Raw genomic sequence first — 26406 nt, 5'->3', positions numbered from 1 at the left:
TTAATTGTTTTTTGAACGCGCTGAAGCTGGTAATCGGGCAGTCCTAGTCCATGTTGATTTTCCAGAGTCCAACCACCGTGAAGACCCTGTAGAGTTTGAAGAGTTGGTGGTTTCTGCCGGTGCTGATCCGGCTTTATATATTCGTGCATCCCGCACAACGCCTCATTCAAAGTTTTTTGTCGGTACTGGTAAGTTAGAAGAGATTCGCCAAGCAGTAAAAGACACCCAAGCCGATGTGGTGCTGTTTAATCACGCCTTAAGCCCTTCCCAAGAACGTAATGTTGAAGCAGAAATTGAATGCCGTGTGCTCGATCGTACCGGTTTGATTTTAGATATTTTTGCCCAGCGTGCTCGGACTCATGAGGGTAAGCTGCAAGTTGAGCTGGCCCAGCTGCAATACCAAAGCACGCGTTTAGTACGCGGCTGGACGCACTTAGAGCGACAAAAAGGTGGTATTGGCCTGCGAGGTCCAGGTGAAACTCAGCTAGAAACCGACCGCCGCCTGTTGCGTATTCGTATCAGTACGATCAATAAAAAACTGAAAAAGGTCGAAACCCAGCGTAATCAGTCTCGTCGTGCGCGAGCTCGTTCAGATACGCCAACAGTGTCACTTGTTGGCTATACCAATGCGGGTAAATCGACACTCTTTAATCGACTCACCGATGCCTCGGTTTATGCTGCAGATCAATTGTTTGCGACATTGGACCCAACCTTACGTCGCTTGCAAATTCCCGATATGGGAACCATTGTGTTGGCCGATACCGTAGGCTTTATCAGGCATTTGCCTCATAAATTGGTCGAGGCGTTTAAAGCAACGCTGCAAGAAACCGCCGAAGCCGATCTTTTATTGCACGTTGTGGATTGTGCTGACGAAAATCGCCTCAATAATATTGCTCAGGTTGAAAATGTGCTCGATGAAATTGGTAGCCATCAGATTCCTCGCTTAGAGGTGTTTAACAAGATTGATCTGTTAGACGACTTTAAGCCAGCCATTGAGCGAAATGAGCAGGGCGTGCCAGTACGCGTTTGGGTGTCTGCTTATAATGGTGAAGGTACCCAGTTGATTAACTCTGCGATTGCAGAATTGCTCGGCGATGAAGTGATTGATAAGTCAATTGAGCTGCAACCCCATGAATTGGCATTACGGGCAGCGTTATTTGAGCATAATGCGATTGTGTCAGAAAACTATGAAGATAATGGCACCGTATCTATTCAAATAAGAATACAAAAGAAAGACTTCAAGCAGCTATTAAAGCGGTTTGATCTTTCTGAGCAACGATTCGGTGTGGCTAGGCTGAAAGAGCCTTACGAGCAATAGCGCATCCAACTGTTGCAAAAGTGTTGTATAAAGCAAAGCACAACACTCGTTAGCCGTTGTTATATGAACATTAATATGAAAATAAAATATGGAGTTGACCATGGCGTGGAATGAACCACCAGGTGGGAATAACGATCAAGACCCTTGGGGTAATCGTAACCGTAAAAACAATGAGGGTCCGCCTGACCTTGATGACCTGTTTAAGCAGCTTAACGCTAAACTGAATAAATGGCTGGGTGGCGGTAATAACAATAACCGCAACGACAGCGAGAACCCTAAAAGATCCGGTGGTAGCGGCCCTATCGTGGCCATTCTATTGGTTTTGGGTATTGTTTTTACTGGCTATAACACCCTCTATACGGTAGATGAAGCCGAGCGTGCCGTGGTGCTTCGCTTAGGTAAGTTTTACCGTGTTGAAGGCCCAGGCTTACACTATAAGATCCCTTACATCGATAAGGTTGCCGCCAAGGTTAACGTTACTCGCGTTAATGAAACCAGCTTGCGCAACTCGATGCTGACCGCAGATGAAAACATTGTCACCGTTGCGATGACAGTTGAATACCGTGCTGCGGCCGCTGAACTCTATACCTTAAATGTTCAAGACCCTCAGGCCACGATTGCACACGCCTCTGAGTCGGCACTGCGTCATGTTGTTGGTTCTGCCAAGTTAGAGCAGATCTTAACCACAGGCCGTGACCAATTGCAGGCGCTGGTTAAAGAACGACTGCAGGAATACCTCGATAGCTACAACGTCGGTATCAGTCTTGATCAGTTGAAAATTACCGATGCTTCGCCGCCAACCGCAGTGCAAGAAGCCTTTGATGATGTGATTAAGGCTCGTGAAGATCAGCAGCGTCTTATCAATGAAGCGCAAGCCTACGCCAACCAGATTGTGCCGGTTGCCCAAGGTCAAGCCGAGCGTCAATTAGCTGAAGCAGAAGCTTACCGACAAGAAATCATTGCTCGTGCATCTGGTGATGCCGATCGTTTCTCGTCGTTATTAGCTGAGTATCAAAAGGCACCAGAAATTACTCGTCAACGTCTGTACTTGTCGACTATTGAAGAGATCTATAGCAACAGCGCTAAGGTGTTGTTAGATGTCGAAAGCGGCAACAACATGATGTATCTACCGTTGGATCAGCTACGTAGAAATACTGCAACAGCAGCAGATTCTTCAGCAAGCTTTTCGAGTAGCTTAAATATTAATTCTTTGACTCAATCAGAAATCAGTGAGCTTTATGATCTGATCGTGAATGAGCAAAGCCGTCGCCGTAATAATTAGGAGCATAATAATGAATGGTAAATTAATTTCAGTTATCGTCATTGTTGCCTTGGCTGCACTCTTTGCAAGCACGAGCCTTTTTATTGTCGATGAACGACAAAGCGCGATTAAACTGCGTTTTGGCGAAGTGATTGAAGCCAATATTGAGCCGGGTTTACATTGGAACTGGCCGATCCTTGAAGATCACCTTAAGTTTGATATGCGCTTGGTGACGCTTGATAGCCAATCTGAGCGTTTTATTACCAGCGAACAGAAGAGCTTGGAAGTTGATTCATACGTCCAGTGGCGTATCGACGACACCCTTAAGTTCTATACTGCAACGGGTGGTGGTGATGGTTACCGTGCCAGCCAAGTATTAGGTTCTCGTGTTAATGCCGCGCTGCGTGATGCTTTTGGTGATAAGTCGTTGCGTGAAGTTGTGACTGGTTTGAAGAATGATCAGCCTTTACCAGAAGGTAACATCATTGGTTCGGACGAAGGTGAGCGCGATGCATTGATGGCGCGTGTTTTAGAGCGTGTTAATAACGTTGCTATTTCTGAGCTGGGTATTGAAGTTGTTGATATTCGGGTTAAAGCGATCGACTTGCCAGAGCAGGTTTCAGACGATGTTTTCCGTCGTATGCGTTCCGATCGTGAGCAGGTAGCACGTGGCTTCCGTTCTGAAGGTCAACGTCAGGCTGAGATCATCAGCGCGACAGCGGACCAGACGCGCACCATTACTATTGCAAACGCTTATCGCGAAGCTGAAAAACTTCGTGGTCAAGGTGATGCAGAAGCCGCGCGAATCTACGCGGAAGCTTACTCTAAGGATCCAGACTTCTATGCTTTCTATCGTAGCTTACAGGCTTATCGTACAGCCTTTGAAGAATCTGGCGATATGCTAATTCTGGAACCGGATTCTGAATTCTTCCGTTTCTTGAATGATCAAAACGGTAACTAGAACACTGTAACAGAGTCATTAAATTAATTTTGATGACTCAAGTTTTTATAGTTTTAGTTAACAGATTCTTTTAGCAAGTGTATAATCCATCAACCGGGCCAAGCCCGGTTTTTTTGTGCCCTAAATTAGTGAATTGACGGGATTTTATCACGCATGACAATTGCTGCACGCTGGCTTTTACCGGACGGTATTGAAGAAATACTGCCGCCACAAGCCGCTCGAATCGAATCATTACGACGAGCTCTACTTGATGAGTATCAAGTTTGGGGCTACGACCTACTACAACCTCCAACTGCTGAATATTTAGAATCCCTGCTGACAGGTGTCGGTTCTGATCTGGATCTGTTGACCTTTAAAATTACCGATCAGCTTAACGGCCGGCTTATGGGCTTAAGCGCCGATCGTACTCAGCAAGTTGCGAGGATGGATGCGCACTCTATCCCGAAACAGGGTGTGGCGCGTTATTGCTACTGCAGTCAAATATTACATACCAAGCCGACAAATTTACTCAGTTCACGAAATCCGTTACAGATTGGCGCGGAGCTCTATGGCGACTCTGGCAGTCAAAGCGATGTTGAAATCATCGCTCTGATGCTGCGCAGCTTAGAAAAGTCTGGCATCAATGATGTCACTGTCGATTTAGGCCATGTTGGTATTTATCAGGCTTTAGTTGCACGCATGGCGTTAACTGAGGCGCAACAAGAAGATCTCTATAGTCTATTGCGTCAGCGTGCGTTACCTGAGCTTGAGCAATGGCTAAGCAATGTCGACTTAGCACAATCCGATAAAGATATACTCATTAAGCTACCAACATTTGCAGGCTCTGTTGCGCAAATCGATAGCTGGAAAAAAGAATTAGCCGGCGCTCCTGAAGCCGTCTTTACAGCGCTGAACTATTTACAGTCTATCGCTGAAGAAATCACTCATCAGTACCCGAAAGTGACCGTTCACCTCGACTTGGCAGAACTGCGTGATTACAACTATCACACCGGCATGGTGTTTTCCGCCTTTGTCAGTGAGTTTGGTCAACCGGTGGCGCGTGGTGGCCGTTATGATCATACCGGTGAAGTGTTTGGTCGCTCACGACCGGCAACCGGATTTTCTTGTGATCTAAAAATCCTTGCCATGTTAACCGTCGCAGACTGGTCAAGTCCTGCTGGCGTGCTAGCACCAGCAGATGATTCTGAGCAACTTAAGCAGGCGATTCGCCAGCTAAGAACTCAGGGTGAGCGAGTGATTCAACTGTTTAAAGATCAGCCTTATGTTGATGAATTAGGCTGCGACCGAGAGCTGGTTGTAAAAGACGGCCAGTGGATTATTCAACCGTTAATAACGAGTGGAAAAAATTGATATGGGCAAGAATGTTGTCGTATTAGGCACCCAATGGGGTGACGAAGGTAAAGGGAAAATTGTCGACCTGTTGACTGAGAATGCTGATGCAGTGGTGCGTTTTCAGGGCGGTCATAATGCTGGCCATACACTGGTTATTGACGGAAAAGTAACGGCTCTGCACCTTATTCCCTCAGGTGTTTTGCGTGATGGCGTTAAGTGCGTGATTGGTAATGGCGTTGTGCTTTCGATCACTGCCCTGTTAAAAGAAATGGCCATGCTTGAAGAGCGAGGCGTTCCTGTTCGTGAGCGTTTGGCTGTATCTCAAGGTTGCCCACTGATTCTACCGGTTCACGTCGCGTTAGATCAGGCTCGTGAAACAAAACGTGGTGACAATAAAATTGGTACTACAGGTCGTGGTATTGGCCCTGCGTATGAAGATAAAGTTAGTCGTCGTGGTGTGCGTCTTGGTGATGTTTTCCAACCAGGCTTTAAAGAGAAGCTAACCGAGTTGTTGGAATACCATAACTTTATTTTAAAAGAGTACTACCAAGCAGAGCCTGTTGATGTTCAGGCGTCGATTGATCAGGTGATTGCCGAAGCGGAAAGCATTCGTGACATCACCATGAATACCGTCAGCCTAGTGCACAGTATTCGTGAGAAGTCTGGCAACATTATGTTTGAAGGTGCGCAAGGCTCGCTATTAGATATCGACCACGGCACTTATCCATTTGTGACTTCTTCTAATACCACTGCCGGTGGTGTTGCTACAGGTTCTGGTGTTGGCCCGCTCTATATTGACCAAATTATGGGCATTACCAAAGCCTATACTACTCGTGTTGGTGCCGGTCCATTCCCAACTGAGTTGTTTGACGACAACGGTAAGCACTTGGCAGATAAAGGCCATGAATTTGGTACCACCACCGGACGCGCACGTCGTTGCGGTTGGTTCGATGCGGTATTAGTGAAGCACAGCATTCGCATTAACTCGATTAACGCTATTTGCTTGACCAAGCTCGATGTTTTAGACGGCCTAGAAACAGTTAGAGTCTGTGTTGGTTATAAAGACGCGCAAGGTAATGATGTCGAATGGCCAGAGTCTTCTGAAGCATTCGATGCCGTGACGCCGGTTTATGAAGACTTACCGGGTTGGACTGAAAAGACCTTCGGTGCCAAGTCGATCGACGATCTTCCGCAAAATGCACGTAACTATATTGCCTACATTGAGAAAGCGATTGGTGCCCGTATCGATATCGTTTCAACCGGCCCTGACCGTATTGAAACCATTGTCTTGAAGCATTCATTCGAAATGTAAGCAGCAGCTGCGTTTTTAGCACTGCTTGGTATCGAGAACTGTCTCGATACCGCTGCATAGAATGGCGCTTAACCCTAGTTAAGCGCCATTTTCACGCTTATTACCTGCATTAGCGAGTGAATCCCTACTTATCCATCGCCACTGTGGTTATACTGCGATGAAACCTCATCGAGTGAAATCGTCATTGTGAAAAAAAAGAATAACGTCAAAGACCCGCATCAACAGCGAGAAGCTGAAAAGTACGACAACCCCATTCCCAGCCGCGAATTTATTATTGCGCACTTAGAGCAACGTAACGGCCCAGCAACACACCCCGAGTTAAGCAAAGAATTAGCCTTATTTAGTGAAGAAAACATAGAGGCACTGCGCCGCCGTTTAATCGCCATGGTGCGCGATGGCCAGCTGCATTGCACCAACCGAGGTGCTTACGGACTGATCGATAAATTAGATTTGGTTCGTGGCCGAGTGCAAGGCCATGCCGATGGTCACGGCTTTTTAATTCCAGATCAAGGCGGTAAAGATTTCTATCTTAACTATCGCCAAATGCGAGGCTGCTTTCATGGCGATGTGGTTTTAGCTCGCAAAGGCCAGCGCGACCACCGCGGTCGTACCGAAGCCATCATTACCGAAGTGTTAGAGCGTAATACCGAAGAGTTGGTTGGCCGCTTCCGTTGGGAAGGAGCCTTTGGTGTTGTTCATGCTGAAAATAAACGCATCACTCACGATATTCTGATTCCGCCTGCCGATGTAGAGCAAGCCAGTGACGGTGATATTGTCGTTGTCAGCATTGTTGAACAACCGGCTTTTAGAAAACAGCCAATAGGCAAGGTGACCAAAGTAATGGGCGCACATATGGCGCCTGGCATGGAAATCGATATTGCTCTGCGCAGCTATGAAATTCCACACGAATGGCCTTATGAGGTTGAAGCCCAAGTTGTAGGCCTAACCGAAGAAGTCAGCGAAGCCGATAAGGCAGATCGTATCGACCTGCGTGAGCTGGCGTTCGTTACTATCGACGGTGAAGACGCGCGTGATTTTGACGATGCCGTATTTGCCAAGACAATGCGTAATGGCAACATTAAACTCTACGTCGCCATTGCTGACGTTTCTCACTATGTCGCTGTTGATACGCCATTGGATCATGAAGCACGTAACCGAGCTACTTCCGTTTATTTTCCTGAACGCGTTATTCCGATGTTGCCGGAAATCTTGTCGAACGGTTTATGTTCGTTAAACCCTCATACCGATCGATTATCGTTGGTCTGTGAAATGGAAGTTAACGAACAAGGCGAAGTGCTCAACTTTAAATTTATGGAAGGCGTGATTCATTCACATGCACGCCTAACCTACACCCTAGTGGGTGAGTTCTTAGAAGATGACAGCGGCGCACAAGAGAAGCTATTTACCCAGCAGTTCGGCGCAGCCGTGGTTAAAAACATTGAAACATTAAACGATGTTTACCAACGCTTTAGAATTGCTCGTTCAGAGCGCGGCGCTATTGAATATGAAACCCGTGAAACACGAATTGTGTTTGACGATGATCGTAAGATTGATCGCATTGTGCCAACTGAACGCAACGAAGCGCATCGCCTAATTGAAGAATGTATGTTGGCGGCAAATGTTTCAGCGGCGACTTTTTTAGAGACGCTGAAAATTCCTTGCCTGTACCGAGTGCATGATACGCCGTCATTTGAAAAGCTAGAAAACTTACGCTCCTACATGGGCGAGCAGGGCTTGGCATTATCGGGCGGCTTTAAACCAACCGCAAAAGATTACCAAAAACTGTTGCAGCAAATCAGTCATCGTGAAGACTTTCATTTGCTACAAACCGTTATGCTCCGATCGATGGCGCAAGCGGTTTACCAGCCGGATAACATCGGTCACTTTGGTTTGGCGTTTGAGCGCTATGCTCACTTTACTTCGCCGATTCGTCGTTACCCAGACTTATTGGTACACCGTGCCATTCGCTCGATTGTGCGCAGTAAAAAGCGTACCCCGATGGTGCGCCGAATGGAGTTGACGCAAAACGAAGCCATTGAAAAGAATTACCCTTACGATGTTAAAGCGATGCTGGAGCTCGGTGAGCAATGTTCAATGGCAGAGCGTCGCGCCGATGAAGCAACTTGGGATGTTATGGCTTGGCTTAAATGCGAATTTATGAGCGGCCATATCGGTGAAGAATACACCGGCACTATTTCTTCGGTGACAAACTTTGGTTTGTTTGTTCAGCTGGATGATATTTATGTCGACGGCTTGGTACATATTTCCAGCTTGCAGTCAGATTACTACCAATACCAAGAAGCAGGGCATCGCTTGGTTGGTGAACGTACTCGTAAAACTTATAAGTTAGGCGATAGCTTAAAAATTCGAGTTATGCGCGTTGATTTAGATGAACGCAAAATTGACTTTGAGCTAGCCGATGTTGCAGCACAAGCGAACGGCGGAGGTAAGTCGAAAAAAGGTAAGCCGAGTCGTCCAGCTAAGGGTCGAGATAAGGCGGCAAAGCCAAAATCCAGTCGAGCAAAAAAATCAAAGCCAGAAGGCAAAAAGAAAAGCCGCTAAATTTTAAAATGTTTGTGCAAAAAACCGTGAAAAATAAGTAGCAAAAAAAACAGAAAAGTATAAATAGAAAATATAACAGTAAGCAGGCGCCGACATCGGTCGGCGCAGTAAGATGTTGGAGTTAAAGGTTTTATGTCAGAGTCAATGTGGGTGTTCGGTTTACATGCGGCAAACAGCGCGCTAGAGGCGCACCCCGACCGAGTTCGAGAGGTTGTCCTGCTTAAGGGTCGCCAAGATAATCGAATGAACAAATTACTCGATTTAGTGCGAGAACAGGGTGTTCGTTTTCGTCTGGTCGATCGTGCAAGCTTTGATCGAATTCTACAAAAGCAGCAGCTAACTGACGCTCGTCATCAGGGAGTGTTGCTGCAAACTATTGCAGCACCGGTGCTAAAAGAAGACGACCTCGATGCCATGCTCGACGAGCTAGAACAGCCACCATTGTTGCTGGTATTAGATGGCGTGACCGATCCTCATAACATTGGTGCTTGCTTGCGTAGTTGTGATGCTGCCGGTGCTCATGCTCTTATTGTGCCAAAAGATAAGTCGGCAACGCTTACGCCTACTGCTGTTAATATTGCCAGTGGCGCGGCAGACACCGTGCCGTTTTTTGCGGTTACTAATTTGGCCCGTACGCTAGAAAGTTTAAAGCAACGCGGCATTTGGATTTACGGTACCGCTGGCGAAGCTTCAACCTCGATCTATCAGAATAAACTGACCGGACCTATGGCGTTAGTGATGGGTGCCGAAGGAAAAGGCTTACGTCGTTTAACGCGTGAAACTTGCGATGTGCTAATTAATATCCCAATGGCTGGAGAGGTGAGTAGCTTAAATGTTTCTGTCGCCGCCGGTGTTTGTCTTTTTGAAGTGGTTAGGCAGCGAGCATAAGCGGTTGCCTTGCTTGCCACTCTTTCGCCGTTAGTAAAATATAGATCCAGTTCAAACTCTCTCGCTATTTGTCATACAAATGATGGAAAAATGAGTTCGAAATAGGTATAACTGTAATCCTTAATGACCGACTCTATAGTCGGTCAATCTGAGCACCTCTAATGCGTGCCGAATAATAAAAATAAAAAACAAAGTTAAAGTCAAAGCAAAAAATCGTGACATTTATTCAATAAAAACAATCTGTAAAAAATAAAAGGTAGTACATACATGATCAATAAAAACCTTAAATCTGTTGCCTTCGTAAGTTCCATCGCACTGAGCAGTGCTGCTGTGTTTGCTGCGGTTCCTGCCGATTACGAACAGTTCCAACCGATTTTAGCCGAGTCTAAATTACAAGCGTCTGACCCTGAAGGTAAATCGGGTAACAAGGCAGAATATGCCGCAGACAGTAACTTTTCGGGCCTTGAATTAAAGGACGTATTTTTTGTTGATGAAGATTCCGAAGCGCTTGTGTTTAAAATGAAAGGTTACAAAAACCGCAGCGAAGTTCGTATCCTTGATAATTTTGATACCTCTTTGCCCGATACGTTCTATCGCCTATCTGCGGATATCTTACCGATCAATCCTCAAGCCGCTGTTGCTATGAGTGACGGTAAAAACGACGCCATGACATTCTTGCAGGTACATAACAGTGGTGACGGTACTAGCGCACGTGGTACCAGTGGTGAAGGCTATATTCCTCACCCGTTGGTTCGTGTTGTTTATGAAGCAGAGCGTAGCGGTAAAACAGATCATTACTGGGCGATTATTAAAAATAACGCCATGGATTGCGGTTCAAAAAGCGGCAATAAAGAAAAGGTTGAATGCAAAGAAGCCTATATCAAGCTAGACCTTGGTCAGGTAGATTTAGTCAAGCCAACTCACTTTGACATTATTGTCGGTGATTCTAAATTGGTGATCGACCGTGATGGTGAAACCGTTGTTAATCACGATATCTCTTACTGGAGCGAGAAGTTCAGCTACTTTAAAGCCGGTGTTTATAACCAGTTTAAAAATGGCACCAGTGAAGCGCACTTCTATAGCCTTGAATATAGCATCGATAAAAAATAATCTTTGTTAGGTTAATCTTTATTAGATTAAATAGATAAAAAAACCGGCCAAGTTGCCGGTTTTTTTATGCTTAATGAATGCTGGTTTTTTTAGTTCTAATTTAAATCCAAGTTCACGGCTAACTATAAAATTAAATCTTATGACTGGAATTAAAGATCAAACAGCTGTTGCTTGGATTTATTTTTACTACGGTTGTTTGCTTTGTATTGTTTAAATAGTTTTCGGAATTTCTTGGCTAGTAAAAGTAATGAGTCTTGATCCGGTTGTTGACGCTGCTCGGCAAATAAATAATTGTTTAATGTCTCAAAGGCGTTAACGCCATCGTCATCCAAAGCGTTAATCAACTGTTTTTCTGTCAGCTCTATTGCTCGCATTTGCGTCATCAGTTCATTGTAAAAACCAGTGATATCATTTTGTTTTGCGTAACGAGCGAGCGATTGTTCGGCATCCGTATCCACTGTTTTGTTATTCTGTTCTGTCGTTTTTTGCACCGGCTTTCGAGCGATAAATATAAAATAAAGGACTGTTGCAGGCCATGCGATAGCTAACAGGATCGCTATGGCTTTCCAAAAATTAAAACTTTTTTGCGTTGTTGTTTCCGTTTCTGTTTCGTCGCTGCTGGCTTGCTCGCTGTCTATAGCCACCGCTTGGTTTGGAGCAGGCGATAAACCGTTAGTTGCATTACTATTTTGACTGACCGCGGCGACTCGCATATTACGGGCAGGTAAGGTTGCCCACTCGAGTTTATCCTTATCAATATTCCACCAAGGGATACGAATTTCTGGCAGGCGTAGGCTGCCAGCCGCGGTAAAGCTTAATGCAGAAACATCGACGCGCCGGCTGTCATCAATTTCTGCCGGATTGCGATACAGACGCACGCCTGTTGGTAATTGCGCTTCAATGTTTGCCAGCGGGTCTGGCAGCTGTGTTGCTGGTGCTCCTTCAACGGTCATTAGAGTCAGCCAGTCGATGTAATCGCCTACCTGATAACTTTGATTGCTGTCTAGGTTATCTTCAAGCGTTAGCGATGTGACAGGTAGCCAGATGGCATTAGTTGGGTAGTTTTTCGGTATTGCTCTAACATCGATCCTGCCAACCTGAGCAGCACGTGAAAAACGCTCTACTTGTCCTGATGTTGCATTGTAATAGTCTGCAGAAAGCACAATATCCGGCAGCGAATAGCGACCGGCTTGGTCGGCGGTTAATTGCAAAACCTGACGGTAAACCTTGTATTGTTTGTTTGAGCGGGTTTCGATTGTTGTCCCTTTGTTTAGCTCTACACTGTCGAACGCAGGGAAGGTTAACCCCTCTAAGGCGGCGTTTTGCATCTCTATGTTGTAAGCCACTTCTAGGGTTAGTACGAAGGGTTGCTTAACATAGGGCGTTTGCTCGCTTAACGTGGCACTGATAATCACCGCATCTTGCGGCAACTTATTCGGTCGTTTGGCGGCAGAATAAACAGTGATTTGAATCGGCTGGCTGGCTTCATTGCCAGATCGAAACGCCGGTATGGTAAGTATGCCGGTGTTTTTAGGCCTTAGGCGAAATTGCAGTACTTTAGAGGTTGTGCGTTGTCCGTTCAGCGTTGTGCTGGTACTGGTGTATTGGCGCTGCTCCAGAATATCAAAAAGTGTCTGTAACGATTCGATATCGGCGCGGTTAATATTGCTGCGTGAGTCAACGTTAACATTCAGTTGCAAGGTTTCGTCGGAGTACATTTCATAACGATCGGTGCGTGCGGTCACTTCGGCCAAAAGGTGCGGCGCAGCAATCATGGCGCAGCAAAATACTATCCATTTGAACGGCGCTAACGATATGTATCGGATCATGTTTTTTACCATGGGTTACCCTCGGACTCATTCGGGTTTTGTTGGTACTGGTATTGGAATTTATAACGTAACAGAGAATCCTGTTCCGCAGGCAGTTGATTTAAAATAACATCGACTTGCTGCCGGTTTTGCAGTTCTTCGGCACTCAGTGTAGCTTCATTGTTTTGTGCTTGTTCAGTGCTTTCAGCCTGACTGGAGTTTGAGGCGTTATTATCATCGCTGCTGGACTCGTTTTGGTTTTCGCTATCACCAGACTGTTCGTTGTTGGAAGCGTTGCTTTGCTCATCTGTATCGCCCGGCTCAGACGACGAAGCTTGATTATTATTTCCGCTGTTGTCTTGGTTATCGGCTGAAGACGAATCACTTTGCTGTGAATTCTGTTCACTACTGGACGAAGACTCGCCATTAGACGATGGCTGACTCTCGCCTGAGTTATTTTCATTCGACTGCGACTGATCAGATTCCTGCTGTTTTAAATAGTCTTCGATGAGCTTTTTATTAGCCTTTGCTTGGGCGTGATCTGTGATCGCTAAAGCCTGATCGTAAGCTGAAATTGCGGCCTGTAAATCACCTAGGTGTGCCAACGCATTGCCCGCGTTGTAATAGCCGTCGGCAGTCTTTAACTGCAAAAATTGATCGGCGGCGGCTTGGTATTGTTGTTGATCGAATAAGGCTTGCGCCAAAATTTCAGGGTCGCGGGCTTTTTTAATGGCTTGCTCAGCTGCGTTATTGTTTAACGCTTGGTACGCCTGCTGGTTTGAATTTTGAAATAGGTTCGCCGAAGCAGGCTCAACTAACAGACTGCTCAATAAGCAGGGTAACAAGATAAATTGCAGTAACTTAGCGTTATGGCGCAATTGCCATAAAAATAACAGCAAGATAGGCAGCATCAGCCAATAACCTACATCGACACGCAATGCTAACGGCTGATTTGCTCGTGCAATCGAGTTTAAGATTGAATGGTTTGGCAATGAACCTAACGCAACCGTTTCGAAACCTAGTTTTTTACCGGCCTGTGCAATGGCTTGGTGGTTGGTGGATACCTGAACCATCGAGCCGCCATAGGTGACATAACCCTGACCGCCTTCCATTGGAATAGGAACCGACTGTTCATCGCCAACCGCGACCAATGTTTTACTGGCGACAGAAGGCAGCTGTTTAGCGATCAGATCGATTTGAGACGATCGGATTTCATCGGTGATCCATAAAATATGGGCTGCACTGCTATTCTGATGCGCCAGCTGTTGCTTAAGTAGCTCGAATGCTTGTTCTGGTGCACTGCCTTGCTTTGGCATCAAGTAAGGCGTTAATGGCGTCAGCTGCGTTTTGAGCGTTTCACTGTCGTGTGTGAGTGGCGTTAATAGGTGGGCCGATGCAGCGTAAAGAGTGACACTGGTGCGATCAAAAATTCCTGATTTTGCCCAATCTTCGATCATCCATTTTGCACGGCTGTAGCGATTCGGTTTGGTATCGGTTGCTGCCATCGAAAGACTGTTGTCTAACACCACATAGAGATCCCCCTGACTGACTGACTCGATATCTGTTTGTTTAATCGATGGGCCACTCAAGGCTAGGATGATCAGAGTGCCTAACAGTAAAAGGGTGTAGCGGTTGCTGGTCGACTTTGGTGAAGCCTCGGTTAAAGCTTTTAACAGCTGTGCGGGCATCACATTAAGCCAGCGGCTCTTTAACACCTGCTCTTTAAATAACATGAAACAGAGTGGCCACCAGATCAGTAATAGCATTAAAAACATCGGTCGCAATAGACTCATCAGCGCTTCTCCCTGACATGACGAACGACTAACGGCGTGGCAAGAAAAATTAAACACAAGCTCAACGGCAGCCAATAAAGTTCTCTAACAAGGCGTAAGTTGTCGAATTCTTTTTCGCTGGTTTCGAGTTGATTAATCTTTTCAAAAACCTGCTGTAATTGGCTGGCCGATCGCGTTCTAAAATACTGACCGCCGGTTTTGACAGCAATGTCGGTGAGTGTTGCTTCATCCACGCCACTGCTGTTCATTAGGCTAAACAGAGAACGGTTACTGACGTCACCACCAAAGCCAATGGTGTAAACGCGAATGCCACTTTTTTGTGCCGCAATGATGGCGTCTTCAGGTTCGACTGAACCGGCGTTATTCTCACCGTCAGATAATAAAATAATAATTTTATCGTTCGATTTAGAATCGCGCAGTTGTTTTACCGATTGCGCCAAGCCATCGCCAATGGCAGTGGATTTTCCAGCCATGCCGGGAATCAGGTCGAACAACAATCGATGAACTGCTTGGGTGTCGGCAGTCAGTGGTGATTGCACAGCGGCAAAGCTACCAAACACAACTAAACCTAAAAAATCACCTTGGCGATGTTGTACAAATTCACCGACCACCTCTTGCACGGCTCGGTAACGGTAGGTGCGCTGACCATTCCATTGCATGTCTTCGGTGAGCATACTTTCAGATAAATCGACCGATAAAAAAATACTGCGGCCAGTTAACGCATTGTCGATAGGCTCGCCAATCCATTGAGGTCGCATGAGCGCCAGCACTAGGCATAACCAGCTCAATACAATAAGAGGCGAGCGCCGCTGCACACGCCGATTTTTACGTTGCAAGGTTGTTAATGTTGATAAATAGGGGTGGCGAATCGAGCCGCTAGACAGCGTCTGCTTTGACGGCACCACTAACCAAAGTAGTGGCAAAATAAACACTAACCAAGGCCAAGCAAAACTCATACGCCAGCCTCGCGTTGCCAACGGTTAATGAGTTTGTCTATCTCTTGCCAGTTAACTTTAATGTCACTATTTGATTCACCATCGGCACGGTAATGGGCGTTCAGCCATTCAGGCGCGTAGCCTAATGTCTGCTCAATGCGTTGGGCGAGCTGTTGCTCGTTCATGCTCTTGTCGGCGTTTAAATGCATGATTAAAAAGCTGCGCAATAATTCATGGCTACGAGTTAGCGGGTTAGCAGACTGCTGAGCGAGCTTGATTTGTTTTTTCCAATACCGAGCATGCCTGCCTCTGTAATACAGATAACCAATAAAAAAACTCAGCGCACAAAAGCCAAGCAGAACCAACCAATAGCCAATCGCTAATGGCCAAATACTTGGCGCTGTAGGAGCTATGTTAGGTTGCAACTGCGCTAGTAATGGCTGTATCGAGGCGGAACTCATTTGGCTAGCTAAATAGGGCGTTACAGAGGCCAAGATAACACCTCCTGCCACTCAAAGCTTTGTGTGAAATGAGTGTGTAATAGGCCACCGCGCTGTGCCGCTGTTGACTCTAAACGCTGTTGTCGTTGCTCGGCCTGTTGGCGATAGTTTTTTTGAATGTCGCGGTTGCTGCTGTTAATAAAGCGTTGCTGCTTGTTGGCTTCAATAGGCAGCAGGCCGGCTTCTGGCAGCTGCCAGTCAAAAGGGTCTGCCGCTTGTAAAAAAGTGCATTGGCTAAACAGGCTAGCTGGCGCGCTGTGATTAATTTCTGCCTGATTAATTTGCAAAAAATCTGAAATAAACCAAAGGTTGGGTCGGTCGTTCCAGTGCAAAATATTGCTGTTGCTGGGCGGGTTGAGTGTTAAAAAGTGATCCGCCAAATAGCGATGTGCCGTGGCGATCAGTTGGCAAGCCCGTGCACCGTCGCTGCGTTGGCTTAAGCTGGCTTCCTGTTGCCATTGATCACCGACACGAATGAACAGCCTTACAGGGTAGTTTAGGTGTAAAAAGCGCCACACTAAAAACGCCGCCCAGTAGCAGGCCATAACTGATTTAAAACAATGCTGGGTACCAAAGTAGCTGCTGGCAGAGAGATCTAGCCAGACGGCTTGCTGGGCATGACGGTCTTCTTCCATCACGCGGACAAAAGGTGTTTGCTTTTTTGCGGTTTGTCGCCAATCGATTTGTCGGCTGTCGTCACCGGTGACGTAATGTTTCATCTCGGCAAATTCTCGCCCCTGACCTTTAAAGGCAGAGTGTAATTCTCCTTGGCGTTGGCTAACGGTACGTGCACTGCGAATCGCTGATAGATCATTGGCCATCAGCTGTAGCGCTAGTAAGTCTTCAACAGCGACATCGGTGCCACGAATGCTAAGGCTTTGTTGCATGGTAGTTATCCGACGGCGACAGCAGAGATGACTTCGTTGACCAGATCTTCACCGCTGAAGCCTTTGGCTTGCGCGGCAAGGCTCAATACCAGTCGATGGGCCAGTACTCGATGCGCAACGGCTTGCACATGTGCCGGTGTGACGTAATCTTTGCCATCTAACCAAGCCACGGTACGAGCACATAAATCCAAACCAATGGTTGCGCGTGGTGACGCACCATAGCGAATTAAATTGGCTAACGGCTCATGGTATTTTTCTTGCCGGCGAGTGGCGTCGATCAGTCGCACGATATAGTTTTCGACTGCAGCGCTGACAAAGACCGTTTGGATCTCTTTGCGAGCGTCGAGAATGCTGTCCAGTGATATCGGTGTGGTTGCCGGTTCCCCGCTGTATTCCAGTTGGCGCGAAAGCTGAAGGATTTTCTTTTCATCTTCGGCGCTGGGGTAATTTAACGACACCTTTATTAAAAATCGATCCAGCTGGGCTTCAGGTAGCGGATAGGTACCCTCCTGTTCAACTGGGTTTTGCGTTGCCATCACCAAAAATGGGTTAGGCAATGGGTAGGTTGAGCCGCCAGCGGAGACTTGGCGTTCACTCATTGCTTCTAACAGGGCCGACTGTACTTTAGCTGGAGCACGGTTAATTTCATCGGCTAGCACTAGATTGGCAAAAATAGGCCCAGCTTGGAATTCAAATCGATGCTCTTCAGCTCGGTAGATATCTGAGCCGGTAACATCGGCAGGCATAAGGTCGGGTGTAAATTGGATTCGTTTAAAGGCGCAGTGTAGGCCGTCCGAAAGTGCTTTGATGGCGGTGGTTTTAGCCAGACCTGGCGCGCCCTCTACGAGTAAATGGCCGTCTGCCAATAGGCTAATAATCAGCGATTCGACGAGCTCAGATTGCCCGATAATGCGAGCCTGTAAGTTGGTTTTTAAAGCATTGATGGTAGATTGAATAGCCATAAATATCAGTTTTAACAGCAATTAAGGTGCAGCAAAAACTAGTGATAAATGAATTTTCTAGCAAGGTTTTTTACCTAATCCTCGTAAAAAGCTATCGTATCGCAGGGCTTTTTAAGGTAAATGTAAATCTTACCTAGCTTATTAGCCAGCTAGCTGTTTTTGCGAGGTTGAGCTTTTAAGTAGGGCCTCTAGAACAACACTGCAATAAATAAACGATAGATTCGACAGAGCGTTACCGCACTATAAGGCCGTGATCGCAATAATAAGAAAGGGATCGATAAGAATGTCACAAACACAGCTTGCTATTGCCGCTATGCAGCCAGAGGAGTTCCGGCGCAAAGTAGTTGCTCACTTACGTTCAACGCTTGGCAGTTTTGAAGAAAAGGCCACCGCTCATACGTGGAGCCAGGCGCTAGCTGCCACCCTGAATGAATACATTTATGCAGGCCGCAGCCGGACTTTAAAAACACAAATAGAAAGCCAAGCACGGACGGTGCATTACTTATCGCTGGAATTTTTAATGGGGCGCTTGCTCGCCAGCAATTTGCATAACCTAGGGCTCTATCAGGTTGCAGAACAGGCAATGGCATTGCAGGGCTTAGAGTTAGCTGACTTGCTTGAGCAAGAGCCAGATATGGCGTTAGGCAACGGCGGATTAGGGCGGCTTGCGGCTTGCTTTATCGATTCTATGGCAACCTTGGCGTTACCCGCCATTGGTTATGGCATTCACTATGAGCACGGTTTGTTTCGGCAGGAGTTTATAAAGGGCCGGCAAGTTGAGCGGCCAGATCAGTGGCGAGAGTTTGGTAGTCCGTGGGAGATTTGCCGACCTGAATCGCAGCAAGTTGTGAAACTTTATGGTCACGTGGAAACCATTCATGATCAAAACGGCAGCCGTAAGGTTTGGCACCCTAGTCGAATGTTACGGGCCATTCCTTGGGATATTCCCATTGTTGGCTATGGTGGCCAAAACGTTAACATCCTGCGCTTGTGGGAATCTCGCGCGGATCATTTTTTTGATTGGGATGTCTTTAATGCGGGTGGTTATGTTGATGCCTACGCTGAGTTGGTTCAGGCAGAGACCGTGTCTAAGGTGTTGTACCCCAATGATGAAACCGACGCCGGTAAAGAATTGCGCCTTATCCAGCAGTACTTTTTTAGCGCTGCCTCGATTGCCGATATTTTGCGTCGATTCGAGTCCGCACACGGCAACGACTACCATCTCTTCGCAACATTAAATGTTTTACAGCTGAATGATACTCACCCGGCTATCGCCATTGCAGAATTGATGCGATTGTTGGTCGATGAAAAGCAACTTGCTTGGCAAGAGGCATGGCAAATTACTCAACAAAGTTTTGCCTACACCAACCATACGCTCTTGCCAGAAGCATTAGAGACTTGGTCGGTGAGTTTGTTGCAAACAGTGCTGCCGCGTCATATGGAAATTATTTTTGAAATTAATCGCCGATTTTTGCAGCAAGTTGATGAGCGTTGGCCTAATGATCAACAGATGCAAGCAAAGCTCTCTATTATCCAAGAGGGTGAAAAAAAGTCGGTGCGTATGGCGCAGCTTTCGGTTGTCGGATCACAGCGTGTTAATGGCGTGGCAAAAATCCACACCCAACTGATTAAAACGGAACTGTTTCCAGAAATGGTGCAGCTATGGCCAGAAAAAATTCGCAATATTACTAATGGTGTAACGCCGCGCCGCTGGTTAAAAATTTGCAACCCTCGGCTGGCAGAACTAATTGACCAGCATGTCGATGCTGATTGGCCAAGGTACTTAGAAAAACTTGAGCAGCTAAAACCGCTGGCGAAAGATAAAGATTTTCAGCAGAAATTTATGGCGGTTAAGCAGCGTAATAAACAGGCTTTGGTTGCTGTGATCAAACAGCTGACGGATGTTGAGGTCAGTGCTGAGGCTATTTTTGATGTACAGATTAAACGACTGCATGAATATAAGCGGCAGCACCTCAACCTATTGTACATATTGGTGTTGTATCGGCGTTTATTGAAAAACCCCGCCTTAGATATTTGCCCACGAGTATTTATTTTTGGTGCTAAGGCGGCGCCGGGCTATCGGATGGCAAAGGATATTATTTTAGCGATTAACCGAGTAGCTAAGGTAATTAATAACGATGTCTCAATTGGCGGTAAAATTAAGTTAGTGTTTTTACCCAACTATCGTGTCTCGCTGGCGGAAAAGTTGATTCCGGCGGCCGATGTTTCACAGCAAATTTCGTTAGCGGGTAAAGAAGCTTCTGGTACCGGCAATATGAAATTGGCAATGAATGGAGCGATTACTTTAGGCACTCATGACGGCGCTAACATAGAGATCGCCGAAGCAGTGGGTGAGCAAAATCTGGTGCTGTTTGGTATGAAGGTCGATGAGGTTAAAGCCTTGCAACATTCAGGCTATGCACCGCAGCACATTTACCAAAATAATGAAGAAATTAAAGCCGCATTGGATTGGCTGTCGGGTGACTTTTTTACCCCTGAGCAGCCTGGATTGTTAGCCTCGATCAGTAAAAACCTGATTAATGAAGACCCATTCATGGTGTTGGCTGATTTTGCAGCTTACCAACAAGCGCAGCAACGCATTGATAGCTTTTATCGACAAAAATCAGCGTGGGCAGAAGCTGCCATACTCAACGCAGTGAGTATGGCTCGATTCAATTCTGATCGATCCATAATGGAATACGCAAACGACATTTGGCAGCTCAAGCCAATACCTGCCGCCGAGTGTTAATCAATAGCGATACTGACTCGGCACAGCAGGGTATTGTCCTGTTCTAGATCAGAACCCCAAACAAAGGTTGCGCTGTCATGCCAGCGAATCTGATTGTAGCCTCCCTTAGGGCTAACCGCGCGCACTGAGTGTTCTGTTGCAGCAGGCCAGTGACTGTCGTCAAAGCTGGCTAGCTGCCAGTTTTCTGGTTCTGCGCTGCGTTCAAATTGGCACAAGCCGACGCCTGCTTGCGGATTAGAGGAATCTTCACAAGCCTTATCTAAAGGTGCTTTATGGATAACCTGACAACGCATCTGCTGGTTTGACACAGCAACGACTTGGTTTGTGGTTAACTCGGTCAGTTGAAAAATAAAACCGCCATCACCCATCTGTTGGCGCGCTGTGTTGATGTACTCCAACCCGGTATCGTTTTCGATAAAGTCTTTTAAAATGAATGCGAACTGAAAATTCTTGCTGGCCTGAAATTCAATGCTTTCTGCGTTAAAAGAACGTTCGGTGGTAATCGGAACAGAATCCTCAATCAACAGTTCGCCGTCAATGTAGGCGGCAAACCAGTTATCTGACCAAGCATCTAAGCGATAATGAGTCGTTTCATCTGCAGCGCTGTAGGTTGCACAGAGAAGGGTTAGTAGCGCAATTTTAGCCGTGTTTAACTGAGTCATATGATAATCCACCTAGGGTTAATAGACGCCTTGTTGAGTGTTTTCGCCACAATCACAATAGGCTAAAGATTGATCTGCTTATAATAACCACAGCCTGATTAAATCTGCCAGTCTTGAAACTTGGGGCTGCTTAATTAGTGCGCCAGAGTTTCTATTTGGTCAACCAAACCTATAACGACGATCTATAACGACGATCTATAACGATAGCCGATCAGCACAGGTCGATAGCTGGTGAGTAAAAATAGCCACAGTGTAAATAATGATAACTGGGGCAGAGTATCTATCGATGCTTTTACGTATATTCAATGAACGACACAGTTGATGCTGAGCTGAGGCTCAGTCGTTGAGTGGTAATTAAAAACAAGGATAGAGTGAGTTTACAACGATGGGTGAGTTAGCAATTATCTTAAAAATGATTGTTTTGGTTATTTCAATCATAGCAGTCATTTCGCATTTTGCTTCGGTAAAGCAGGTGAAAGATGAAACAAAGCGGGTAGCGAATTCTTTAACAGAATCCGATAGTCTCGAAGTAGAAGCTGCAACGGAACAGGAGTTGGCGGTTTTAAGTGAGGCCTATAAATTAACGATAATCGAGCCAGTGCAAATAACAGCGATTAGCGGTGATATTGAAACGCATACATTGACTATCAATTCTTCAAATTCGACGGTGGTTTCTGTTGGCGGTGTTCAGGTGCAAATGCCTAAGCTACTTAAAGGCGAAACAATTGAAAACCTATTAGAAAAAATCGTTCGGCTTTCTAACGCTAATGACAGCACTCGAATAGCCCTGGTTGGTAAAAAGTTTTACTTATTGTCTAGAGGGAATTTTAAGCTAGTCGAAGGTTCACATAAGCGTGAGCTGGATTCTATAGAGGTGTTAGAAAGTACTGCTGAGGCAACTAGTAAACTTGGATCTGGTACGGCAGTCGCCGCAGAAGAGTTAGGGATTAAATTCATTAGTGAACGCGAATCTACCGAAGCAGAGACTCTAGCCTTTGCTGAAAAAACGGTAGGTAAAAGATATGCAATTAGCATGATGATAATTTTTGTAATCGTTGCTTTATTTTTTGCATCGACGACAGCTGTGTATGTTTGGTCGGGCATTTGTTTTTCAGTGCTAGCAGTAGGCTTACTTTTATGGTCGATAGCTACCGCAAGAAAGCCTAGTAGCTTCAATATAAAAAAAATGAGCGCTACATTTAAGCAAGTCATTAATGCTGACGACAACTATGTTGAGATCGAGAACCATGACAGCGATGCCCTTAACATTAAATTATCGCCGCAGTGGAATGATCATTTAGACAGCATTCCGATAGGTAAAAAAGTTCATTTCGAAGTAAAAAGCAAAAACTCTGAAATTATTGCGATCGATAATATTTCGCCAGCTAAGACGGATAATTCAACACAAAAAACTAACGCTTATCATCACTGGAGGCTTGCATCGGTCGCCTTTCTATTATTGGTTCTATTAGTGAACACCCATTTTAGTGATGCGTTACTGTCGGTTCGAATGCTAATTAATCCGGGTGTCTTGCAGATTAATACCCCCGATGATTGGAATACTATCGAAAGTGCTGGTCAGCGAGTGGATGTTCTGAGTGTCAACAAACAATGTTTGGCACTAACTGAAGATTCAGATTTTGCTATGAATGCTTACTACAGTTGCGAGCAGTTTGATGTTTTAAGTAATGCTCAAAAAAATGACCTCAGTTCAATTACTGAACCGATGTTGAAAAATCTAACGGCTGAAATCGAACCGTTATATTTTGAGCAGATGTCAGAGCATGACTACTATCAGTTAGAACTACAGTACGCCCTAGCTGTAAGCCTTGGCCAAAGTTACCAGTTTATTGGGCAAACACTTCGACCGAGAAGAGAACTCTATATCTACAATATGAAACAGCTGCATCAGTGGGCTCAATGGCTCAATAATAACTGGACTGACTCGGATTATGACAGTGATTTTATAAAAACTGAGATTGTTCGATTGTGGGAAGAGGCGGAGCCTGGTTATGACTGCGCTCGGTCTAACGATTGCTTTAGTCATATTTTAAATTTTGATTTCTCAGAGATCAGCGAAAGTTCTGCCACTGCTGAGAATGTTATTTTAGATAGCGCTGTTGTAGATTTTTATGACCTAAAGTCAACCTATATCGTGAATGAGCTACAGGCTCTCGTTGATCAGTGGCAGGCTGAGGGTTTTTCTAAAATAGCAGCTGGTGATTTAGGCACATCGGTTCAGCTGGTCAATAACGTCAGATCGAATGATGGCTGGTTTGATTTTGCGAACTTCTTAAATGGCACTTCCGATGGCTCGGTGGACTTTTACGCTGACTCTGCCAAAGAGGTTTCTGCATCGCTGAGTGATTTTGTTTACGGTGCGATAAATGGCCTTACTGACATTGTAGAGCAACCCATTGGTTATGGTGTGGTGAGTCGGATAGAAGAGTCGCAAGAAGGACGTTTGGTTTATCTTAATGTAGCGATGACGGATGAACGTTATATTGATTCTTTAGCGATGATCGTTTCTATTATGTTAGCCGTGTTCATAATAATCTTGATGCTGGCTGTTAGCCGGCTTAAGAATGAGAAAGCTCAAGTTAGCTATTCGTTTGGCAACTAAACCTCTGCGATAAAATAAAATGGGCAGCCTATTTTAAATAGGCTGCCCATTTTTATTTAGCGAGAAAAAAACGCCTTGGCGTTATTTTTTGCTTCTTATAATCGAGGCTGCTTAGCTGGCTAAAAAGCCAGTGCCGTAATCCATTTTTTCTAGATCAAAGTAGTCGGCAACCGTTTGGCCGATGTCGGCAAAGGTGTCTCGTTTGCCAAAATTAACTGCTGCGGTATTTTTTTGATAAGCCAAAATTGGGATGTGCTCACGTGTATGGTCTGTACCATGCCAGCTTGGGTCGCAACCATGATCGGCGGTAAAGATGAGCAAGTCATCGTCTGCCACGGCTGCTAATAACTCAGGTACTCGGCTATCGAAATACTCCAGTGCTTCGGCGTAACCCTTTAAGTCACGACGGTGGCCATAGCTGGAATCAAAGTCGACAAAATTAGTAAACACAATGGAGCGGTCTTTTGCCTTACTGATTTGTTCAATGGTGCTATCAAATAGCGCTTCTAAGCCAGTTGCTTTGTACTTTTGGCTAATGCCCGTATTGGCGTAGATGTCGGCGATTTTCCCGATAGAAATCACTTCGCCACCGGCTTCGGTAAGCTTTTGCAAAACGGTTTTAGACGGTGGTGGTACGGCGATATCTTTGCGGTTGCCGGTGCGTTCAAAATTGTCAGCGTTGTCACCGACAAAGGGGCGAGCGATGACACGACCAATGTTGTATTCGTCGACCAGTTCGCGTGCAATCTGACAAAGCTCGTAAAGTCGCTCTAAACCGAAACTTTCTTCGTGACAGGCAATTTGAAAAACGCTGTCTGCCGAGGTGTAAACAATCGGCTTACCGGTTTTTATGTGTTCTTCACCTAAGCGCTGTAAAATTTCAGTACCGGAAGCGTGACAGTTACCTAAAATTCCTGGCACGCCGGTGCGCTTAATAAATTCATCTAAGAGACTTTCTGGGAATGAGTTTTCGTGTGGCTCAAAATAGCCCCAATCAAACAGTACTGGCACGCCAGCAATTTCCCAGTGGCCGCTTGGCGTGTCTTTACCGCTGGACAACTCTTTTGCATAGCCGTAGCTGGCGATCGGCGCGTCATCAGTTGTCATTCCGGCCGGTACAACGCCGTTGTTGCTTTCTGTTGCTGCGTTGACTAACCCCAGTTTGGTTAGGTTAGGAAGTTGCAATGGTTGGCCGCGCTCTTCAACGCACCATTGTGCAATGTGACCTAGGGTGTTAGAACCGGCATCGCCGTATTTTTCGGCGTCATCGGTTGCACCAATGCCGAAGGAGTCTAGTACACAGATATGAACTCGTTTCATAGTAATTGCCTAAATTTTATCGAGAGTATTAAGCGCAAGCGGTTTAGTCATGAGTGATTATCAACATGAACAGTTTTAGCCATAAACGTTTGTTAACCACGAACCGTTTCAAACACGGCTTTTAATGGCTCGCAAGGCGTGTCTGAAATAATAATGGCATCGAGTAGCAATGCTTCAATATCGTCAAACTGCTGTTGCGTTTGGGCATGAACATACAATAGAGGTTCGCCGGCTTTAACCGCTTCGCTGGGTTTTAAAATTTGATCTAAACCGACCGCGTGATCGATTTTCTGTTCTGCTCGAGAACGACCGCCGCCAAGTTTGACGACAGCAACGCCAAGGTCGCGTGCCTTAATTTCTTTAATGTAGCCTGAAGTTGGGGCTGCTAATGGCAGAATTAAAGGGGCTTTGGGTAAATAGTCGTCCATCTTTTCAACAAAATCACTCGGCCCACCAAGTGCACTGACCATATCGCTGAATTTTTTCAACGCACTGCCGTTGTCGAGCGCTTCGGTAAGTTTTTCATGCGCTTGTTCTAGGCTGTCGGTGATCTTTGCAGAAAGTAGCATCTCAGCACAGAGCGCCATGGTGACTTCATGCAGAGCCTTGTCTCGATACTGACCTGACAAATAGTTAACGGCTTCGCGTACTTCAACTGCATTACCAGCGCTGCGAGCCAAAACTTGGTCCATGTTGGTGATCAGCGCGGTAGTCGGCGTCCCCGCACCATTGGCAACCTTTACGATGCTCTGGGCAAGGGCTTTGCTGTCTTCGTAGGTTGGCATAAAGGCGCCATCACCGGATTTAACATCCATAACTAACGAGCCGAGACCTGCAGCGAGTTTTTTCGACAGAATCGATGCGGTAATCAGATCGATACTTTCAACTGTGGCGGTAATATCACGAATGCCATAAAAGCGTTTATCTGCAGGGGCTAGATTGCCCGTCTGACCAATAATGGCAACGCCGACCTGCTTAACGATCTCTTTAAAGCGTTCTGGCGTTGGGTAAGGGTCGTAGCCAGGAATACTTTCAAACTTATCCAGCGTGCCGCCGGTGTGACCTAGGCCGCGACCTGAAATCATCGGCACGTAGGCACCGCAAGCGGCAACCATCGGCCCAAGCATCAACGACACAACATCGCCAACACCGCCGGTGGAGTGTTTATCGACCACTGGGCCGTCTAGTTCGTCCCAATTCAATACCGTACCTGAGTCACGCATGGCCAGCGTTAGGTGAACGCGCTCTTCAATCGATAAGCCCTGAAAATAGATCGCCATGGCCAATGCGGATACTTGCCCTTCACTCACGGACTCATCACGGATGCCAGCGACAAACCATTCAATTTCGGACTGGCTAAGGATGCCGCCATTACGTTTCTTGCGAATAATTTCTTGAGGTAGGTACATCGTTATCTCGTTAA

The 26406-nt window shown here is 46.0% G+C and carries 19 protein-coding genes; 10 read left to right on the top strand and 9 right to left on the bottom strand.

What is annotated here, in order from left to right:
- Positions 1 to 4 precede the first annotated feature (4 nt).
- From hflX to FME95_RS06135, 8 genes are all read left to right on the top strand, one after another.
- Positions 5 to 1318 (top strand): ribosome rescue GTPase HflX, encoded by a 1314-nt coding sequence (hflX, locus tag FME95_RS06170; RefSeq protein ID WP_147713519.1) that lies wholly within the window; start codon positions 5 to 7, stop codon positions 1316 to 1318.
- 100 nt (positions 1319 to 1418) lie between these two features.
- A complete protein-coding gene (gene hflK, locus FME95_RS06165; protein ID WP_246109330.1) occupies positions 1419 to 2600 on the top strand; it encodes an FtsH protease activity modulator HflK in 1182 nt (393 codons plus the stop codon).
- A 10-nt stretch (positions 2601 to 2610) separates the two neighbouring features.
- Entirely contained in the window at positions 2611 to 3540 is a 930-nt protein-coding gene (gene hflC / locus FME95_RS06160) for a protease modulator HflC (protein ID WP_147713517.1), read from the top strand.
- A gap of 153 nt (positions 3541 to 3693) precedes the next feature.
- Positions 3694 to 4890: an ATP phosphoribosyltransferase regulatory subunit gene (locus FME95_RS06155; RefSeq protein ID WP_147713516.1), complete on the top strand. Its 1197-nt coding sequence runs from the start codon at positions 3694 to 3696 to the stop codon at positions 4888 to 4890.
- A gap of 1 nt (position 4891) precedes the next feature.
- Positions 4892 to 6184, top strand: a complete 1293-nt coding sequence (locus FME95_RS06150) for an adenylosuccinate synthase (protein ID WP_147713515.1) — start codon at positions 4892 to 4894, stop codon at positions 6182 to 6184.
- A gap of 186 nt (positions 6185 to 6370) precedes the next feature.
- On the top strand, positions 6371 to 8746 hold the full coding sequence (gene rnr, locus FME95_RS06145) for a ribonuclease R (protein WP_246109329.1): 2376 nt from the start codon (positions 6371 to 6373) through the stop codon (positions 8744 to 8746).
- A 132-nt stretch (positions 8747 to 8878) separates the two neighbouring features.
- Positions 8879 to 9634, top strand: coding sequence for a 23S rRNA (guanosine(2251)-2'-O)-methyltransferase RlmB (gene rlmB / locus FME95_RS06140; protein ID WP_147713513.1), 756 nt, complete (start codon positions 8879 to 8881; stop codon positions 9632 to 9634).
- 267 nt (positions 9635 to 9901) lie between these two features.
- A complete protein-coding gene (locus FME95_RS06135; RefSeq protein WP_222709911.1) occupies positions 9902 to 10744 on the top strand; it encodes a polysaccharide lyase family 7 protein in 843 nt (280 codons plus the stop codon).
- Positions 10745 to 10893: 149 nt separating this feature from the next.
- Here FME95_RS06135 and FME95_RS06130 read toward each other — a convergent pair whose 3' ends face one another.
- From FME95_RS06130 to FME95_RS06105, 6 genes are read right to left on the bottom strand one after another with little or no spacing between them, the layout of a single operon-like run.
- Positions 10894 to 12573 carry a BatD family protein gene (locus FME95_RS06130; protein WP_187265457.1) on the bottom strand — a complete coding sequence of 560 codons (1680 nt, stop codon included), beginning with the start codon at positions 12571 to 12573 and terminating at the stop codon, positions 10894 to 10896.
- Between the two features lie 5 nt (positions 12574 to 12578).
- On the bottom strand, positions 12579 to 14345 hold the full coding sequence (locus tag FME95_RS06125) for a VWA domain-containing protein (protein WP_147713511.1): 1767 nt from the start codon (positions 14343 to 14345) through the stop codon (positions 12579 to 12581).
- A complete protein-coding gene (locus FME95_RS06120) occupies positions 14345 to 15301 on the bottom strand; it encodes a vWA domain-containing protein (RefSeq protein ID WP_147713510.1) in 957 nt (318 codons plus the stop codon). Before FME95_RS06120 ends, FME95_RS06125 begins: the two co-directional genes overlap by 1 nt.
- The gene (locus FME95_RS06115; protein WP_147713509.1) at positions 15298 to 15774 is read right to left on the bottom strand and encodes a DUF4381 domain-containing protein; all 477 of its coding nucleotides are present in this window, start codon (positions 15772 to 15774) and stop codon (positions 15298 to 15300) included. The genes FME95_RS06120 and FME95_RS06115 overlap by 4 nt, the downstream gene beginning before the upstream one ends.
- Positions 15762 to 16667, bottom strand: a complete 906-nt coding sequence (locus FME95_RS06110; protein ID WP_147713508.1) for a DUF58 domain-containing protein — start codon at positions 16665 to 16667, stop codon at positions 15762 to 15764. The genes FME95_RS06115 and FME95_RS06110 overlap by 13 nt, the downstream gene beginning before the upstream one ends.
- Positions 16668 to 16672: 5 nt before the next feature.
- Positions 16673 to 17629, bottom strand: a complete 957-nt coding sequence (locus FME95_RS06105; RefSeq protein ID WP_147713507.1) for an AAA family ATPase — start codon at positions 17627 to 17629, stop codon at positions 16673 to 16675.
- Between the two features lie 283 nt (positions 17630 to 17912).
- Here FME95_RS06105 and FME95_RS06100 point away from each other — a divergent pair, with 283 nt between their 5' ends.
- On the top strand, positions 17913 to 20378 hold the full coding sequence (locus tag FME95_RS06100; protein WP_147713506.1) for a glycogen/starch/alpha-glucan phosphorylase: 2466 nt from the start codon (positions 17913 to 17915) through the stop codon (positions 20376 to 20378).
- Here the strand turns inward: FME95_RS06100 and FME95_RS06095 are convergent.
- On the bottom strand, positions 20375 to 21040 hold the full coding sequence (locus tag FME95_RS06095; protein ID WP_147713505.1) for a PEBP family protein: 666 nt from the start codon (positions 21038 to 21040) through the stop codon (positions 20375 to 20377). The two genes, FME95_RS06100 and FME95_RS06095, sit on opposite strands and share 4 nt — an antisense overlap.
- Positions 21041 to 21425: 385 nt before the next feature.
- Here FME95_RS06095 and FME95_RS06090 point away from each other — a divergent pair, with 385 nt between their 5' ends.
- Complete coding sequence (locus FME95_RS06090; RefSeq protein ID WP_147713504.1) at positions 21426 to 23663, top strand: hypothetical protein; 2238 nt, start codon at positions 21426 to 21428, stop codon at positions 23661 to 23663.
- A 111-nt stretch (positions 23664 to 23774) separates the two neighbouring features.
- Here FME95_RS06090 and FME95_RS06085 read toward each other — a convergent pair whose 3' ends face one another.
- Positions 23775 to 24983 (bottom strand): phosphopentomutase, encoded by a 1209-nt coding sequence (locus tag FME95_RS06085; protein WP_147713503.1) that lies wholly within the window; start codon positions 24981 to 24983, stop codon positions 23775 to 23777.
- Between the two features lie 92 nt (positions 24984 to 25075).
- Positions 25076 to 26392 carry a thymidine phosphorylase gene (deoA, locus tag FME95_RS06080; RefSeq protein ID WP_147713502.1) on the bottom strand — a complete coding sequence of 439 codons (1317 nt, stop codon included), beginning with the start codon at positions 26390 to 26392 and terminating at the stop codon, positions 25076 to 25078.
- Positions 26393 to 26406: the final 14 nt, after the last annotated feature.

It is taken from the genome of Reinekea thalattae (assembly GCF_008041945.1).
In the GTDB taxonomy this organism is placed as follows: domain Bacteria; phylum Pseudomonadota; class Gammaproteobacteria; order Pseudomonadales; family Natronospirillaceae; genus Reinekea; species Reinekea thalattae.
The sequence above is the reverse complement of the archived record's forward strand: the minus strand, read 5'-3'. Positions and strand labels throughout refer to the sequence as shown.